Here is a 16,813-nt window from a genome sequence, read left to right as displayed (position 1 = left end):
TCCTACCAGACCTTGGGAAAATTAATACCAATCATACAAAAGTAGTAGCTCCTACTTACTATTCTTCGATACTTATCATCTCTGTAAATTCCTGTTCATTTAAAATTCTGATTCCTAGCTTTACAGCTTTGTCGCGCTTTGAACCCGGGTTTTCTCCCACTAAGACATAATCGGTGTTTTTACTGACGCTTCCTGATACCTTACCGCCTAATTCCTCAATGGCCCGCTGGGCCTCCTGTCGGCTAAAGCCCTCCAATGTTCCAGTAACTACAAAGGTTTTTCCCGCAAGAGTCATAGCTGCAGTTTGTGATAATTGAGTCTGCTCCTCCATATTTAAGCCAGAGTCAGCTAATCTCTCTACTAACTTTCTATTCTCCTGCCGAGAAAAATAATCCACCACACTCTCAGCTATTTTGGGTCCAATTTCAGGGATGATAGTTAAGTCTTCCTGCTCTGCATCCATCAACCTCTGCATTGATCCAAATTGCTGAGCCAAAATTTTAGCTGCCCTTTCCCCCACATGTCTGATACCTAGCCCAAATAATAGCTGTGCCAGGGAATTTCCTTTACTGGACTCTATGGCATCCAGCAAATTCTGGGAGGATCTGGCCCCCATTCTCTCAAGCCTAATTAAATCTTCATACTTTAGATGATAGAGGTCTGACGGGTCTTTAACCAGTTCGGCTCTAATTAATTGGGTTACGATACTTTCTCCCAGACCGACGATGTCCATGGCATTACGGGAAACAAAATGAATGATACCCTCCCTTGAAATTGCCGGACAGTACTCATTGGTGCAGCGGTGGGCAACCTGTCCCTCTTCTCTCACCACCGGTGATGCACACTCAGGACAGATTTCTGGCATGGAAAAGGTAACCTCATTACCTTCACGCTGTTCAGGAAACACCTGTACAACCTCGGGAATTATATCTCCTGCCTTTTGAACCAGCGCCTTGTCACCAATACGAATATCCTTTTGGGTAATAATATCCTGATTATGTAGTGTTGCTTTGCTGACTGTTGTTCCCGCTAATTGTACTGGCTCCAATATGGCAGTTGGTGTAAGGACACCGGTGCGTCCTACCCTGATGATAATGTCCTTTATTGTGGTGATTGCCTGTTCGGCCGGGAATTTGAAGGCTATGGCCCAGCGGGGACTTTTTATGGTTGCACCCAGGCGCTGCTGCTGATCCAAAGAATTAACCTTTATCACCAGCCCGTCAATGGCGTAGGGAAGCTCAAAGCGCTGGCCCTGCCAGCGCTGGCAATACTCAATCACTTCATCTATGTCCTTACATACCTTGTGCTGCTGGTTTACACGCAGACCCAGCTCCTTTAGCAGGGCTAAACCCTGGGCATGACCCGTCACCGACAAACCTTCCATATACCCAAGGCCATACATATAAACACTAAGATTCCGGGAGGCGGTAACTTTGGGGTCCAACTGGCGCAGGCTGCCGGCTGCGGCATTCCTGGGATTAGCAAAAAGCTGTTCCCCAGTTTCTTCTCTGACCTGGTTTAGCTTAACGAAGGCTTCTTTAGACATATATGCCTCACCCCTAACCTCCAGAAAGGGGATTTCTCTGGCTATTCGCAAGGGGATGGCCTTTACCGTTCGAAGGTTAGTGGTAATATCTTCGCCAAATTCACCATCGCCCCTGGTAGTTCCCCGAACAAATAGCCCGTTTTCATACCAGAGCGAAATAGCTAATCCATCTATTTTCAATTCAACCACATATTCAATCTCTTCCCCCGGTAGATTATTCCTCACCCGGCGGTCGAAATCGCGCAAATCCCCTTCACCAAAGGCATTGCCAAGGCTCAGCATCGGCAGTCTATGGGGCACTGCTTTAAATCCCTTCTGAATTTCCCCACCAACCCTTCGGGTAGGGGAATCGGCTGTTATAAGCTCTGGATAGGCGACTTCAATTTCTAAAAGCTCTTTCAGCAGCCTGTCATATTGTTCATCAGTGATTGCCGGGTTATCCAGCACATAGTACAACTGGTTATGATAATTTATTTCCCGGCGAAGTTCCTCTATCTTATCTTTAATATCCGGGGTAATAGTGACCATTATGGTTCTTCCTCCTTAATCCTAAAGCCCACCCCGGGCGATGATTTCTGCAACATATTTTATCACGTAGGCTGCAGGTACAAAGAAAAGCTGAGCAAGTAAGGTTCCGAGCAAACGGGTTAGGGCCAGGTAGAGGGACATTTGCTTAACATCCCTTTCCGGTCTCTCACCCCTCATGGCCTGGTCGGTAATACCAGCTGCGGTGGGGTCCACCACCGTTGCAAATAAAATAGTGGCCATTCCATTGATAATACCTGAAAGTAAGGTAGCCGTAGCCCTAAACTCAGGAAAAAGTGCTCCGGCATACAGAGAAGAAAGTACCGACGTGGTATATATTCCTGTCACTATTATATTTAAGACTAAAAACTTTCTCGGAATAGAGAGTTTTTCTCTAACAGCCTCTTTAATAAACTTCCCCTTGGGAACCTTGATTCCATCCCTTGCCATCTTGGCAACCTTTAGTGGTGAAAATAGCACCATACCAATCATTTTAGGTACTGATTTGACCTGGTCAAAGATATATATCCCTTTGGTAAAAAAGGTTATAAAGGTAGGTATAAAAATTGCCCCTATAAGGGTGCCCAGAGTTGCCCCCAATATGACCGTCCTAATCTGATAGTCCAAGACGACTAGTTCTTGTTGGTATACTGCGGTATGAATAATACCTGTGGCCGAGTTGGCTGCCTCTTGTCCTCTGGCGATGGCATGCTCGATAATTGAGGATAGAAGTGGTGCCTGCAGCATATTAGCTGTCTGGGCCACTAAAAAGATCACATTGAACAGGGAATAGGCAGTTGCCAGCCTCTGGGTTGTTACCCCAGCGGGTCTAACTGCATAGATTAGTGTATTTATTAGATGTATGATGGCGGTAAGTACCACCACGGCCATTAAGCGGTCCATAATTTTGTTTAGTGATATGGTATCCAACTCTGCTACAATATCACCAAACTCCGCTCCCTTCACAAGTAACCCCTTGGGTCACTATAATCTCTAGCTTTCATAAATTTTAATGTATCATTATTTACATTAAATGTAAAGTTAATTGGTTATCTTTTCCTGCATGATCAGAAAATGCCCAGGAGCGTTAACTCTTAGGGCAGGTTCTTTTAGGTCACCTTTTCCAAGGGAGCATACTGTGCTATTAGTGTTTTTATGCCCTGGGAGGGAAATGCTACGGATAACTCAGCCCCGGGGCCTTCCCCTTTAACCTTCACAATGACACCTTCTCCCCACTTGCTGTGACGAACTCGATCTCCCAATAAGTAATTTGTGTTAACAGGTTTGGGTGCCTTAACCTCTCCGGAGGCCATTGGACCAGATGCTGCTGTTGTTAGCCCTTTCTTATTAACAGACTGACCCACGGTAAGCTCAATGGGTATTTCTTCAAGGAACCTCGACTTTGGATTCATATTGGTACGACCGAAAAGGGTTCTTTCCCAGCAATGGGTAAGATAAAGCTGCTCCTCAGCCCTAGTGATACCCACATAGGCCAGCCGTCTTTCTTCTTCCAATTCCGCAGCTTCATAAAGGGCCCGACTGTGGGGAAATACTCCCTCTTCCATGCCTGTTAAAAATACCACCGGGTATTCCAAGCCTTTGGCACTATGCAGTGACATTAGGATTACAGCATCCGCTTCAGGGTCATACCTGTCCATATCTGTAACTAAGGATATGCTGGAAAGGAAGTCTTCCAGTCCACCTTCTTCACCATGCTGTTTATCATAATCCTTTGTTACAGTAATAAACTCCTGTAAGTTTTCGAGCCTAGTGCGGGACTCCACGGTATTCTCCGCCTCCAACTCAGCTTTATAACCTGTCCTACCCAGAACTTCCTCAGTTATTTCAGTGGTGGAAAGGAACTGAGACTGTTGCCCCAGGGTTTTTAGCAATTCTGCAAGTTGAGCACACTGTTTTCTTGCTTTGGTGGGTAAACCTGGTATTTGTTCAGCCAGGGATAATGTATTTAAAAGTGTGTATTCATTCACCTCTGCAAAGCTTGCAATTTTCTCTATGGAGGATGCTCCGATTCCTCTCTTGGGGACATTAATAATTCTACTGAGGCTTTGACCGTCTGAGGGATTGACGATAACCCGAAGGTAGGCTAGTAAATCCTTAATTTCCTTACGCTCATAGAATTTTAGCCCACCATAAATATTATAGGGAATACCCAATCTCAGGAAAACTTCTTCAAAAACCCTTGACTGAGCGTGAGTCCTGTAGAGGATGGCTATGTCCCGATAATTCTTATCACCAGATAATTTAATTTCCTTAATTCTATCAGCTATATAATGGGCCTCAAATCTTTCACTTTCTGCCCGGTAAACATTAATTAACTGCCCAGGGCCCTGGGAGGTCCAAAGGCTTAAATCCTTAGCCTCCAGGTTGTTCTTAATCAATGTATTGGCTGCCTGCAGAATATTTCCGGTTGAACGATAATTTTGCTCTAATTTAACCACCTTGGCTTCGGGGTAGTCTCCCTCAAAGCTAAGGATATTTTCTATATTAGCACCCCTCCACCTGTAGATGGACTGGTTAGGGTCTCCCACCACGCAAAGGTTCCTGTGTCTTTCCGCCAGCATATTAACCAAAACATACTGGGTGTGGTTAGTGTCTTGGTATTCATCCACCAGGATATATCTAAACTTGGTCTGATAGTAACCAAGTACCTGGGGATTTTCTTTAAATAACTTTACGGTCAACATGAGCAGATCGTCAAAATCTAGGGCATTATTCTTAAAGAGCTTTGCCTGATACAGACGATAAACCTTGGCTGCCACCTGTTCAAAGTAGTCATAGGCCTGCCGCTCATAATCCTCTGGTCCAAGTAATTTATTTTTTGCACCTGAAATAGACGACAGCATACCTCTAGGCTGAAATCTTTTTTCATCAATTTCCAGTTCCCGTAGGCACTCTTTAACAAGGGTTTGCTGATCGGCATCATCATAAATGGAAAAATTGGAGCCGTAGCCCAAGGTTTGTATTTCTCTCCTTAGGATGCGCAGGCAGGTACTATGGAAAGTACTAACCCATAGATCCCTTGCTTGATCTGGAACCAATCTCTCTACTCTGTTTTTCATTTCAGCCGCTGCCTTATTGGTGAAGGTAATGGCCAATATATTATAGGGGGGGACCCCTTGTTTAAGCAACTGGGCAATTCGCGAGGTTAGTACCCTGGTCTTGCCAGAGCCAGCGCCGGCCAGCACCAATAAAGGTCCTTCAGTATGTCGCACCGCCTCCGCCTGGGAGGGGTTGAGGTTCGCCAAACTATCCATAAATTCCTCCGATAAGAAAAAATGACAAGCAAAAACACTGTTCATTATATCATAAAATTAGCTGTTAATTTTAACTACCTGAGGACAAAAAATAACAGGGTGAGTTAAACCTTCCAACACCCTGTTTAAGTCTATTTTCTTCTCCGGGCCAATTCCTGATACAGTTCTTTGGCCTCAACCCCCTCATTGGCCAGTAATACCAGCAAATGATAGATCAAATCCGCTGCCTCATAGGTCAGCTCTTCTTTGTTATTTTTAGCCCCGATAATAACCTCAGCACATTCTTCCCCAACCTTTTTGAGAATCTTATCGATACCCTTGTCAAATAGGTAGGTGGTATAAGAGCCCTCTGGTCGCTCTGCCCTTCTGCTCATAATTACTTCATATAAATGGCTTATTATCTCCGGCCCGGCAGCTTCATTTGCTTCCGACCGCATACCGTAAACTTCCGCCGGTTCAAACTTCTGCTCCCCCTCGGTAACCACTGAGCCATCGGTTTTTACTTTGTAGTGAAAACAGGATACATACCCTTCATGGCAGGCTGCTCCTCCCACTTGTTCCACCTGGATAAGTAAGGTATCTCCATCACAATCATAATAAAGGGACTTAACCCTTTGGATATGACCCGAGGTCTCACCCTTCTTCCACATTTTATTACGACTGCGGCTAAAGAACCAGGTTTCCCCACTGGTCATGGTCTTTTCCACAGCCTCACGGTTCATCCAGGCCATCATTAATACTTGACCTGTCTGATACTCCTGAACAATGGCCGGTATCAATCCAGCTTGGTTATATTTTAGACTTTCTATATCAAATTGCATAAGCAACCCCCGACTTTGTAAGTGTAGCATAATCGTGGCACAAGAACCTTCCCATATCCTAAATCCTTACAGGTACTCCCCGGTCCTTTAAATACTCCTTGGTCTGCCTTACGGTATACTCCCCGAAATGAAAAATGGAAGCGGCTAAGGCGGCATCTGCCATACCAAGGGTAAGTCCTTCGGCCATATGTTCCAGATTTCCCACACCACCGGAGGCAATGACAGGAATTTTTACTGACCGGGCAATGGTACTGGTGAGAGCCAAGTCAAATCCCTCCTTAGTCCCATCCCTGTCCATACTGGTCAAAAGGATTTCTCCGGCACCCAACTCCTCAGCCTTAATCGCCCACTCCACTGCATCAAGTCCGGTTGGGGTCCGTCCTCCGTGAATATACACTTCCCATTTTTCAGGCGCTACCTGACGGGCATCAATGGCGACCACTATACACTGGCTGCCAAACTTAATGGCACCTTCGGAAATGACCTCGGGATTTTTGATGGCAGCAGTATTAATACCAATCTTGTCTGCTCCTGCTTTGAGCATCAATCTCATATCATCCACCGTTCGGATGCCCCCGCCCACGGTAAAGGGTATAAAAACCTCTTCGGCTGTACGTCGCACCACATCCAGCATGGTTGCACGCCCATCGGAGGAAGCTGTTATATCCAGAAAGATGACTTCATCGGCACCTTCCCGGTCATAGATAGCTGCCAATTCAACCGGATCACCGGCGTCCCTCAGGTTAACAAAATTCGTCCCCTTAACAACCCTACCCCCTGTAACATCCAGGCAGGGGATTATTCTTTTCATTAACATATTAACCCTCCCCGCGGGCAATGACCAGGGCATCGGGCAGCTTAACTGCACCCGCATATAATGCTTTGCCCATAATGGCCCCCTCAACACCATCGGATTCCAGGTCTTTAACTGCTTGTATATCCTCCAAGGATGACACTCCACCTGAAGCAATAACCTTAAGACCGCTGGCCCTGGCCAACTCACCGGTGGCTGCTAAATTTGGGCCAGAGAGTTTACCGTCTCTCCGTATATCGGTAAATACTATCCTGGTGATACCCATACTTTTGACCTCCAGGGCCAGGTCCTGGGCTGTCCTTTGCACTGTTTCTCCCCAGCCTTGGATAGCCACCATACCGTCCCTGGCATCAATACCCACCAGTACCCTATCTCCATACCTTTGACAGGCCTCAGCCACCATATCTGGATTTAATATAGCCGCACTGCCAAGGATAACCCGATTAACTCCAATGGCTAGTAAATCCGCAACCGTTTCCAGATCCCTAACGCCCCCGCCAACCTGAACAGGCACCCTTACTGCTTGGACTATCTGAATTATTGACTCCCGGTTCCTTGGCTGACCGGCAAAGGCCCCGTCTAAATCCACAACGTGAATAAACTCCGCACCCTGCTCTTCCCAGGCCCGGGCTGTACTTCCTGGATCGTGGGAATATACAGTGGCGCTGTCCATGCGACCTTCAATCAGTCTAACACATTGGCCTTCCTTTAAATCTATGGCCGGGAAGATAATCATGCCGTCACCAGCTTTCCAAAGTTTTCTAGTATACGCAGACCGAGGGTGCTGCTCTTTTCCGGGTGAAACTGTATTCCATATACCTTATCTCTACCTACTATCGAAGGGAACTTTAAACCATAGTCAGTATAGGTTACTACTATATTGGAGTCCGAAGGCTCCACATAATAGGAATGGACAAAGTAAAAAGCTGATCCTTCAGGAATTCCCTCTAGAAGTGGTGTTCCTTTTTTTATCTCCACTTGATTCCAGCCCATATGAGGAACCTTTAAGGAACCAGCAGGAAATCGTTTTACCGTACCGGGAAAAATGCCTAATCCCTTTGTTTGGCCAAATTCTTCACTTGACTCAAACAAAAGCTGCTGGCCAAGACAAATACCCAGCAGGGGTCTCCCCTGTTCCACCACACGTCTTATGGCCTTAGCCATACCTGAGCTATGCAAATTATCCATAGCATCGGCAAAGGCACCCACGCCTGGTAAAACTATCGCCGGTGCTGCATCAACTGCAGCAGGGTCCTGGACTATTTCGGACTGGACACCCACCCTGGCAAAACCCTTTTGCACGCTGCGCAGATTTCCCATACCGTAATCAATGATAGCAATCATTATAATACCCCCTTGGTAGAAGGAATACCGGTTAAACGTCCATCCTCTTTTATCCCCTGTCGAAGGGCCCGGCCCAGGGCCTTAAATGCCCCTTCGATGATGTGGTGGGTATTTCTTCCGCTAAACATGCGAATATGTAGTGTTATCCCTGCATTTACTGCCAGAGCCTTGAAAAACTCCTCAATCAGTTCTGTGTCAAAGGTTCCAACCTTTGATGTCGGAAGTGATAAATCAATTTCTAGATGACCCCTTCCGCTGATGTCCAGTGCTGCTAATATTAAAGCTTCATCCATTGGGACCATGGCGTTTCCATAGCGGCAAATTCCCTGTTTGCTGCCAAGGGCCTCTTTGATAGCTAGACCTAGACTAATACCCACATCCTCCACGGTATGATGGTCATCAATATAGGTATCTCCTGTGGCCTTAATTGTCAAATCCAGCGCTCCATGTTTGGCCATAAGACATAGCATATGATCCAAAAATCCAACACCAGTTTCAATTTGATATTGACCTGTACCATCAAGGATTAAATCAAGCTTAATTTTAGTTTCCGAGGTCACCCGCTCAATACTGGCCTGCCTGACCTGTTCCACCTTAATCCCTCCCAACTTGCTGCATGACTTGGTCTAAAGCCTGAAGGAACTTAGTGTTCTGTTCAGGAGTACCGATACTTACCCTCAAAAAACCTGGCAGTTCCGGCCCTCCAAGGCTTCGTATGAGAACTCCCCTTTCCAGCAGCCCTTGAAAGATTACTTTACTGTCATGATTCGTTCTAAAGAGGATATAGTTTGTAGCCGAGGGGTAAGAATCAACACCCTTTATCGACTTCAAGCCCCGCTGTACCACTTCCCGCTGCTCTAAAACTGTTTGTATTTGCTCCTTAAATACATCACGATTAGCCAATACTGTTCTGGCTGCAGCTTGGGAAAAGGCATTTAAATTAAAAGGCTGTCTTACCTTCTCAATTTGACGTAATACATCAGTATTAGCCAGCATATAACCTACCCTTAATCCGGCCAGGGCGAAGGCCTTAGAAAAGGTCCTAAGGATAATTAAATTAGGATATCTTTTCAAAAGTGGCAGGGCGTCTTCTCCACCAAACTCCAAATAAGCCTGGTCAACCACCACTAGACAGCTAACCTGCTGCAAAACCCCCTCAATCTCTTCAAGGGTGGTAGAATTGCCGGTAGGGTTGTTGGGAGTGCACAAAAAAACCACCTTTGCTTCGGGCTGTCGGGCATAGCATACCAGAGCCGGAACATCAATTGAAAAATCTCCTCTCCTAGGCACTGGGATAGGCCTTGCCCCTGCAATCTGGCTATGTATTTTATACATAGAAAAGGTAGGGTTGGTGATTAGCACCCGGCCCCCTGTTCCGAAAGTAAGGAGAATATTAAGGATTAGCTCATCAGAGCCGTTGCCAACCATGACCTGTTCCGGCTCTGTCCCTACATACTCGGCTATATCCCTACGCAACTCCAGAGCAGCCCCATCAGGATAACGACTTAGTACATCACCGGCTGCCAGTTCCCCTATTTTGCTGGAAAGGGACTCTGGAAAGGGGTAGGGATTTTCATTGGCATCTAATTTAATGGCCTCCGGGTACAGTTTAGCCTCATAGGGCATTAACTTTTCTAATTCTGGTCTCACCAGGCCTGCTATGCTAAAGGACTCTCGCACACTGGTCACATCCTTTGTCTATAGAAATAAACCTTATCAACCCTACTCTAAACCTAACCTAACTCGGACAGCATTGGCATGGGCTTTAAGCCCCTCAACCTCTGCCAGTCTAATAATATCCTGTCCAAGGGCCTGCAGGTTTTGCTGGGAAAAGGAAATAACACTGGATTTTTTCATGAAAGTATCCACGTTAAGGGGAGAATAGAATCTGGCCGTTCCATTAGTTGGCAAGACATGGTTTGGTCCCGCCAGATAGTCCCCCACCGGTTCCGGGGAATGATGACCCAGGAATATTGCTCCGGCATTCTTTATGCGGCCTAACAAATTAAAGGGTTCATCCACCATAATCTCCAAATGCTCTGGGGCAAAGGTATTGGCTAAATCCAATGACTCTCCCACATCACCTGTAATGATAATTGCGCTATAATTGGCTAGGGCCTCCCTGGCCATCTTCTCCCTGGGAAGTTTTGAAACTTGACGTTCAATCTCCATAGCCACTGCCTCAGCTAATACAGGGTCATGGGTCAGCAGAATAGCTGAAGCCATGGAATCATGCTCCGCCTGGGAGAGCATATCTGCAGCCGCATAAATTGGATTTGCCGAACTATCGGCCACTACCAGGACTTCGCTGGGACCTGCCAGCATATCAATGCCAACCTGACCATAAACCATACGTTTAGCTAAAGTAACATATATATTACCCGGTCCGGTAATTTTGTCTACCGGACGGATGGTTTCGGTACCAAAGGCCAGGGCAGCAATTGCTTGTGCTCCCCCAATCTTATATATCTCAGTAACCCCTGCCTCAGCAGCGGCCACCAGAGAATAGGGGTTTATTCTTCCATCCTCCCCCGGTGGCGTAACCATGACAATTTGTGCTACACCTGCAACCTTAGCGGGAATTGCATTCATAAGAACAGATGAAGGATATGACGCTGTACCACCCGGCACATAAATACCCACCCTATCCAAGGGCAAAATCAGTTGACCCAGGATGGTACCGTCAACCTCTGGGTGAAACCAGGACTTGGCTAGCTGTTTTTGGTGAAAATCCTCTATGCGTTTACGAGCCACCCTGAGGGAGGCTAATACCTCCTGATCCACCTGGCTGTAGGCCCACTTTATTTCTTCCTCACTAACCCGAAGCTGTTCAGGGGTAAGATCAGCCTTGTCAAAACGCCTGGTGAAACCACATAGTGCATTATCGCCACTCTGTCTTACCTCATCCATAATAGCCGCTACTCTCCCGGCTATCTCTGCTTGATTAGATACACGACTGTTTAGCAATGATTGTAAAGATACTTTATCTGAAGACTGAATAATACGAATCACTTACTTTAAACCTCCCTCTTCAACAACCTGGCGAATCCTTTCCACCAGAGGGTTAATTCTTCCGCTTTTCAGCCTGTGGCTAACACGGTTAGCAATTAGCCTGGTGGTGGAGCTAAGTACATCTGCCACCGGAACCAGCTTGTTCTCCCTGAGGGTTCTGCCGGTGGAAACCAGGTCCACAATCATTTCCGCAAGTCCTACAATGGGAGCTAACTCAATGTTACCGTGCAGCTTAATGATTTCCATCTGCATACCCTGCTGGAGGAAGAATTCTTCAGCAATGCGGGGAAACTTTGTGGCTACCCTGGTTTGATTCCAATAGGCAAGCTCCTTTGGCTTATCCTCCGGAACCGCCACCACAAACCGGCACCCGCCATATTTTAAATCTAGTAGCTCATAAACATCCTTATGTTGTTCAACAATGGTGTCTTTCCCAGATAAGCCTAAATCGGCAGCCCCGTATTCTACATAGGTAGGTATATCAGTTGGTCTGCATATGATAAAGCGAACAGCATCCTCTTCTGAATATAGCAAAAGCTGGCGTCCCGGTTCTTTCATAAATTCCGTATCTAGACCTGCCAAGCCTAATAATTTAACTGAGTTTGTATAAAGTGTACCTTTTGGTAAGGCAATGGTTAGAATATCTCTGGCAGCAACCAAGTATTATAACCTCCCTTTAGTTTATTAAATTACTAACATAATGATATGTTAAAACAGTGATGTTGACCTGTCAAGAACTTTATTGTCATCCTTAAAGAAAACTTGCTTTGGCACATCAGAAATTTATATATACCTGATACGCTAAATAAAAACGCCGGGGTTACCGGCGTGATTAATCCTGTATGGTGATATCCTCACTGGTTCCATTGGCGTAAAAATATATCAATCTGGGCACCCCAAGACTTATGGCTTCGCCTCTTGCTTTGGAGGGTAGGCATTCGGCCAGGGAGGTAATTACCCTGATATTTTGGCCCCTCAATTCCTTAACTTTGTCTAATGCCTTGGCCAAGCTTCCTTCTTCCCAAGCTACCAAAACCTCAGGCTGCGGCTCTTTTGGAGGACCCTGTAATCTCTCCAGGGTAACTAGTACCCTTTCCAGGTTAACTGCAAAACCTGTTGCCGGCATGGGATAACCAAAGTGTGCCAGCAGTTGGTTATATCGACCACCACCGCAAATGGGAAAGCCCATGGCTACGCTATAACCTTCAAATACTAGGCCGGTATAGTAATCTAGGCCCCTCAGCAAACCCAAATCCAGGGTAATATACCTTTCAACCCCGTAGTCCTTAAGGCAGCTGTACAACTGTCTCAGGTTATCTAAAGCATCTGTGGTGGGTCCTACCTGGGCCAATTCAATAGCCTTATCCAAAACCTCCGGCCCACCCCTGAGTTCAATCAAATCTAAAGCACGTCTGGCCTCCTCCGGAGTTGCTGCATGCTGCATTAGGAGTTCTTCAACCCGGACGTAATCCTTATTGCCTAGGGCATCTTTAAGATTTTGGGCTTCTTCTTTGGAGAGGTTAAGCTGCTGAACCAGGCCGTGAAATATTCCCACATTACCTATACCTATCTGAAAATCATCCAGTCCTGTCTGGATAAGATACTCTGTAACCAGTGCCACCACTTCGGCATCAGCCTCGGGAGAGGAGTAGCCCATTAGTTCTACTCCGGCCTGATAGAATTCCCTTTGCCTGCCAACCTGGGGTTGCTCATAGTTAAACACATTTGCCAGGTAATATAATCTTAGGGGCGGAGTAACACCCTTCATTCTAGTGGCCACTAACCGGGCAATTGGTCTTGTCATATCCGGCCTGAGGGCCATCAAATGTCCTTGCCTATCTAGAAATTTAAAGAAATTCCCTTCCTGTAATTCCTCCGAGGCCAGATTCTCAATATATTCAAAGGTTGGAGTAACAACCTCCTGATAGCCCCAGGTCTCCACCAAAGCTGAAAAGGTATCCTTAAGTTTGCGCATGCGGTAAGCCTCCGCCGGAAGCACATCCCTTACTCCCGGTGCCAGGCGGCCAAATCTGCCGGAAATCATTCATTCACCTCGTCAATTTTTTTGTCTTCTGCCAATGGCTTAGGGTCTGAAAGCCTTGATAAAACCAGTTTATACCCATCTGCACCGTAGTTGAGGCAGCGCTTTACCCTGCTGATAGTAGCGGTACTGGCTCCGGTCTTGCCGGCGATATCTCCGTAGGTTCGGTTAGCCTCCAGCATTTTAGCCACTTCCAACCGCTGAGCCAAGGAACGCAACTCAGACACAGTGCTGATGTCTTCAAAAAACCGATAACATTCGTCTACATCTTTTAATGAAAGAATGGCCTCAAAAAGACGGTCATTGAGGTCATCTCGAAGTTTTCCACTATACACCAAGGAACTCCCTCCGTATACTATTATTATGACCAGGAAAAGCTTTCCTCATCGATTCTCCTCAATCCCTTCTTCGACACTCAAAAGATAAATCCTTTATTAGTTTACTATTTTAAAGCAACAAATAATACTAACCCAAACAAAATCTTTAAATAAGTTAATAAGTTAAGTGCCTGGCACCGTAAAAAAACTGCCGACAGTTAATTTATTCTTGTCGACAGTCTTTGTTATTTTGGATTATTCTACACCAAGTCTTTTTACAGCCCTTTGGGCAATGTCCTTGCGGTAGTGGGCACCTTGGAAGTTTATGGACTCCACGGCCTGGTAGACCCGCTGGATGGCTTCAGGTATATCTTTACCTATGGCGGTCACTCCAAGTACCCTTCCACCATCGGTTACCACTTTACCGTCTTTAGTGGTGGTTCCGGCGTGGAATACTTCCACACCTTCCCGGGCCTGGTCTAAGCCTTTGATTTCCTGGCCTTTAAGGTATTTTCCGGGGTAGCCCCCTGCAGCCATTACCACACAGACGGAGGCTCCGTCCTTCCATTTGACTTCCTGTTGGGCGAGTCTGTTTTCGAGGATTGCATCAATTATATCAACTAGATCGGTTTCCAGCAGACTCAGGACAGGCTGGGTTTCCGGGTCACCAAACCTGGCGTTGAATTCTAGGACCTTTGGTCCCTGGGGGGTAATCATCAGACCGGCATATAATACACCCCGGTAGTTTCTTCCCTCGGAGGCCATGGCCTTAACTGTGGGACGTAAAATATCCCTTTCAACAACTTTAGCTAATTCCTCGGTATATACCGGAGCCGGTGCATAAGCGCCCATGCCACCGGTGTTGGGTCCTGTATCATTATCTCCCACCCTTTTATGATCCTGGGAGGAAATCATGGGTATGATGGTGTCACCCTCCACAAAGGCCAGCACACTGACCTCTTCGCCCTGCAAAAATTCCTCGATGACCACCCTGTCGCCAGCCTGACCAAAAATCCTTTGGGCCATGATGATGTCCACTGCTGCCAGGGCTGTCTCATCATCCATTGCAACGATTACACCCTTACCGGCGGCTAGGCCGTCAGCCTTAACCACACAGGGGGCACCATATTTTTGTACATACTCTTTGGCTTCCTCTGGATTTTCAAAGGTGGCGTACCTGGCCGTGGGAATATTGTATTTGTCCATAATATCCTTGGCCAGGGCCTTGCTGCCTTCGATTTCAGCCGCAACCCGGGAGGGCCCAAAGACCCTGAGACCTTCCTTCTCAAATATGTCAACAATGCCGTTAGTAAGGGGTATTTCAGGACCTACCACCGTTAGGTCAATGCCCTCCCCTTTGGCAAAGTCCAGCAGACCATAGACATCCCCTGCTTGGATATTGATACAGGTAGCCATTTGGCTAATCCCGGCATTTCCCGGAGCACAATAAACCTGAGTTACTCTGGGGCTTTGACGGAGTTTCCAAACCAGGGCATGCTCCCGTCCACCACCGCCAACCACTAAAATTTTCATTAAAACACTCCTCCGAAGCTTCGTTAAGGATTAATGCTTAAAGTGTCTTATTCCTGTAAAGACCATAGCAATACCATGCTGGTTGCAAGCCTGGATTGACTCTTCATCCCTTATTGAACCGCCGGGTTGGATGATGGCTTTAATCCCGGACCTGGCTGCCTCATCCACTGTATCACGGAAGGGGAAGAAGGCATCGCTGGCCAGTATGGCACCCTTGGCCTTTTCACCGGCCTGCTCATAGGCAATTTTAGCAGAACCTACCCTGTTCATTTGTCCGGCACCTACACCAACTATTTGTCCATCCTTGGCCAGAACGATGGCATTAGATTTAACATGTTTGACAACCGTCATGGCAAAAAGCATTTCTTTTAGTTCTTCCGGTGACGGCTTGGTCTCGGTAACTACCTTTAACTCTTCAACATTAGCTACTATTCTATCCATCTGCTGTACCAGGAGGCCTCCGTTTACCTTTCTGACCTCCATAATGTCTGCCGTTTGTTCCGATAAGTCCCCGGTTTTTAATATTCGCAAATTTGCCTTTTTAGTAAGTATAGCCAGGGCCTCATCGGTAAAATCCGGGGCAATGATGGCCTCAAGGAATATTTTTGCCATTTCTTCGGCTGTAGCGGCATCAATCACCCTGTTTGCTGCCACAATACCACCAAAGGCCGAAACAGGATCAGCCTCCAGGGCCTTATTATAGGCCTCAGCTAAGGTTGACCCTGTAGCAGTTCCACAGGGATTGTTATGCTTGATGATTACCACTGAGGTATCAGAGAATTCCCTTACAAGTTCCAGTGCACTGTTGGCATCTAAAATATTATTATAGGATAGTTCCTTGCCGTGAAGCTGCCGAGCATTGGCCACACAGGGGCCGGTGATGGTGCTGTCACGATAGAAGGCTGCCTTCTGGTGCGGGTTCTCACCATAGCGTAAATCCTGGGCCTTTACCAGCGAAATATTTAATTCCGGCTGGAGTTCCTCTTCACCACTTGTAACTCGGCTTAAATAATTGGTAATGGCTGTATCATAGCTGGCGGTATGGGCAAAGGCTTCTCTGGCCAGTTCGAGACGAAGCTGTTCAGGAAGCTCCCCCTTATCCTGCAGGGTCCTCAGCACTTGCTCGTAGCTGTTGGGATTAACAACTATACCTACATAGGCATGATTTTTCGCGGCCGCCCTAACCATGGTGGGGCCGCCGATATCAATATTCTCAATGGCTTCAGTCAAAGTAACGCCTGGCCTGGCAATGGTCTGCCGGAAGGGATAAAGGTTTACCACCACCAAATCAATGGGCGTTATGTTATGCTCTGCCAGCTGGTTTAAGTGTTCCTCACTGCGCAGGGCCAGAATGCCGCCGTGAACCTTCGGGTGCAGGGTCTTAACCCGTCCACCTAATATTTCAGGGAAACCGGTGACTTCGGAAATATAAATTACCGGCACACCGGCCTCACGCAGAGCTTTGGCCGTTCCACCAGTAGATACAATTTCAACCCCCAATTCAGACAAACCCCGGGCAAACTCAACCAGATTGGTCTTGTCCGACACACTGATTAAAGCGCGTTTAACCTTCACTAACACCACG

15 protein-coding genes are annotated in these 16,813 nt (G+C 46.8%); all 15 read right to left on the bottom strand.

Going from position 1 to position 16,813, the window contains the following annotated elements; all coding sequences use genetic code 11:
• Positions 1–58: 58 nt before the first annotated feature.
• Positions 59–2,074 (bottom strand): NAD-dependent DNA ligase LigA, encoded by a 2,016-nt coding sequence (gene ligA, locus P6N53_RS14360; protein ID WP_304544356.1) that lies wholly within the window; start codon positions 2,072–2,074, stop codon positions 59–61.
• Between the two features lie 21 nt (positions 2,075–2,095).
• Positions 2,096–2,974 carry a lipid II flippase Amj family protein gene (locus tag P6N53_RS14355; RefSeq protein ID WP_304544553.1) on the bottom strand — a complete coding sequence of 293 codons (879 nt, stop codon included), beginning with the start codon at positions 2,972–2,974 and terminating at the stop codon, positions 2,096–2,098.
• Positions 2,975–3,180: 206 nt separating this feature from the next.
• Positions 3,181–5,346, bottom strand: coding sequence for a DNA helicase PcrA (pcrA, locus tag P6N53_RS14350; RefSeq protein WP_304544354.1), 2,166 nt, complete (start codon positions 5,344–5,346; stop codon positions 3,181–3,183).
• 131 nt (positions 5,347–5,477) lie between these two features.
• Entirely contained in the window at positions 5,478–6,167 is a 690-nt protein-coding gene (gene hisIE / locus P6N53_RS14345) for a bifunctional phosphoribosyl-AMP cyclohydrolase/phosphoribosyl-ATP diphosphatase HisIE (RefSeq protein WP_304544352.1), read from the bottom strand.
• Between the two features lie 58 nt (positions 6,168–6,225).
• Complete coding sequence (gene hisF, locus P6N53_RS14340; protein ID WP_304544350.1) at positions 6,226–6,984, bottom strand: imidazole glycerol phosphate synthase subunit HisF; 759 nt, start codon at positions 6,982–6,984, stop codon at positions 6,226–6,228.
• Position 6,985: 1 nt separating this feature from the next.
• Positions 6,986–7,717, bottom strand: coding sequence for a 1-(5-phosphoribosyl)-5-[(5-phosphoribosylamino)methylideneamino]imidazole-4-carboxamide isomerase (gene hisA, locus P6N53_RS14335; RefSeq protein ID WP_304544348.1), 732 nt, complete (start codon positions 7,715–7,717; stop codon positions 6,986–6,988).
• On the bottom strand, positions 7,714–8,325 hold the full coding sequence (gene hisH / locus P6N53_RS14330) for an imidazole glycerol phosphate synthase subunit HisH (RefSeq protein WP_304544346.1): 612 nt from the start codon (positions 8,323–8,325) through the stop codon (positions 7,714–7,716). The genes hisA and hisH overlap by 4 nt, the downstream gene beginning before the upstream one ends.
• The gene (gene hisB / locus P6N53_RS14325; protein WP_304544344.1) at positions 8,325–8,918 is read right to left on the bottom strand and encodes an imidazoleglycerol-phosphate dehydratase HisB; all 594 of its coding nucleotides are present in this window, start codon (positions 8,916–8,918) and stop codon (positions 8,325–8,327) included. The genes hisH and hisB overlap by 1 nt, the downstream gene beginning before the upstream one ends.
• 1 nt (position 8,919) lies before the next feature.
• Positions 8,920–10,005 (bottom strand): histidinol-phosphate transaminase, encoded by a 1,086-nt coding sequence (gene hisC, locus P6N53_RS14320; RefSeq protein ID WP_304544342.1) that lies wholly within the window; start codon positions 10,003–10,005, stop codon positions 8,920–8,922.
• 42 nt (positions 10,006–10,047) lie between these two features.
• A complete protein-coding gene (gene hisD, locus P6N53_RS14315) occupies positions 10,048–11,337 on the bottom strand; it encodes a histidinol dehydrogenase (protein WP_304544340.1) in 1,290 nt (429 codons plus the stop codon).
• A complete protein-coding gene (gene hisG / locus P6N53_RS14310) occupies positions 11,338–11,997 on the bottom strand; it encodes an ATP phosphoribosyltransferase (protein ID WP_304544338.1) in 660 nt (219 codons plus the stop codon).
• Positions 11,998–12,169: 172 nt separating this feature from the next.
• Complete coding sequence (hisZ, locus tag P6N53_RS14305; protein ID WP_304544336.1) at positions 12,170–13,381, bottom strand: ATP phosphoribosyltransferase regulatory subunit; 1,212 nt, start codon at positions 13,379–13,381, stop codon at positions 12,170–12,172.
• Entirely contained in the window at positions 13,378–13,716 is a 339-nt protein-coding gene (locus tag P6N53_RS14300) for a YerC/YecD family TrpR-related protein (protein WP_304544333.1), read from the bottom strand. The genes hisZ and P6N53_RS14300 overlap by 4 nt, the downstream gene beginning before the upstream one ends.
• Positions 13,717–13,950: 234 nt before the next feature.
• Entirely contained in the window at positions 13,951–15,228 is a 1,278-nt protein-coding gene (gene purD / locus P6N53_RS14295) for a phosphoribosylamine--glycine ligase (protein WP_304544331.1), read from the bottom strand.
• Between the two features lie 30 nt (positions 15,229–15,258).
• Positions 15,259–16,803 carry a bifunctional phosphoribosylaminoimidazolecarboxamide formyltransferase/IMP cyclohydrolase gene (gene purH / locus P6N53_RS14290; protein ID WP_304544329.1) on the bottom strand — a complete coding sequence of 515 codons (1,545 nt, stop codon included), beginning with the start codon at positions 16,801–16,803 and terminating at the stop codon, positions 15,259–15,261.
• Between the last annotated feature and the right edge of the window lie 10 nt (positions 16,804–16,813).

It is taken from the genome of Desulforamulus aquiferis, from assembly GCF_030577015.1.
GTDB classification, from domain to species: domain Bacteria; phylum Bacillota; class Desulfotomaculia; order Desulfotomaculales; family Desulfotomaculaceae; genus Desulfotomaculum; species Desulfotomaculum aquiferis.
This window is presented reverse-complemented; position numbering and strand designations above follow the sequence as displayed.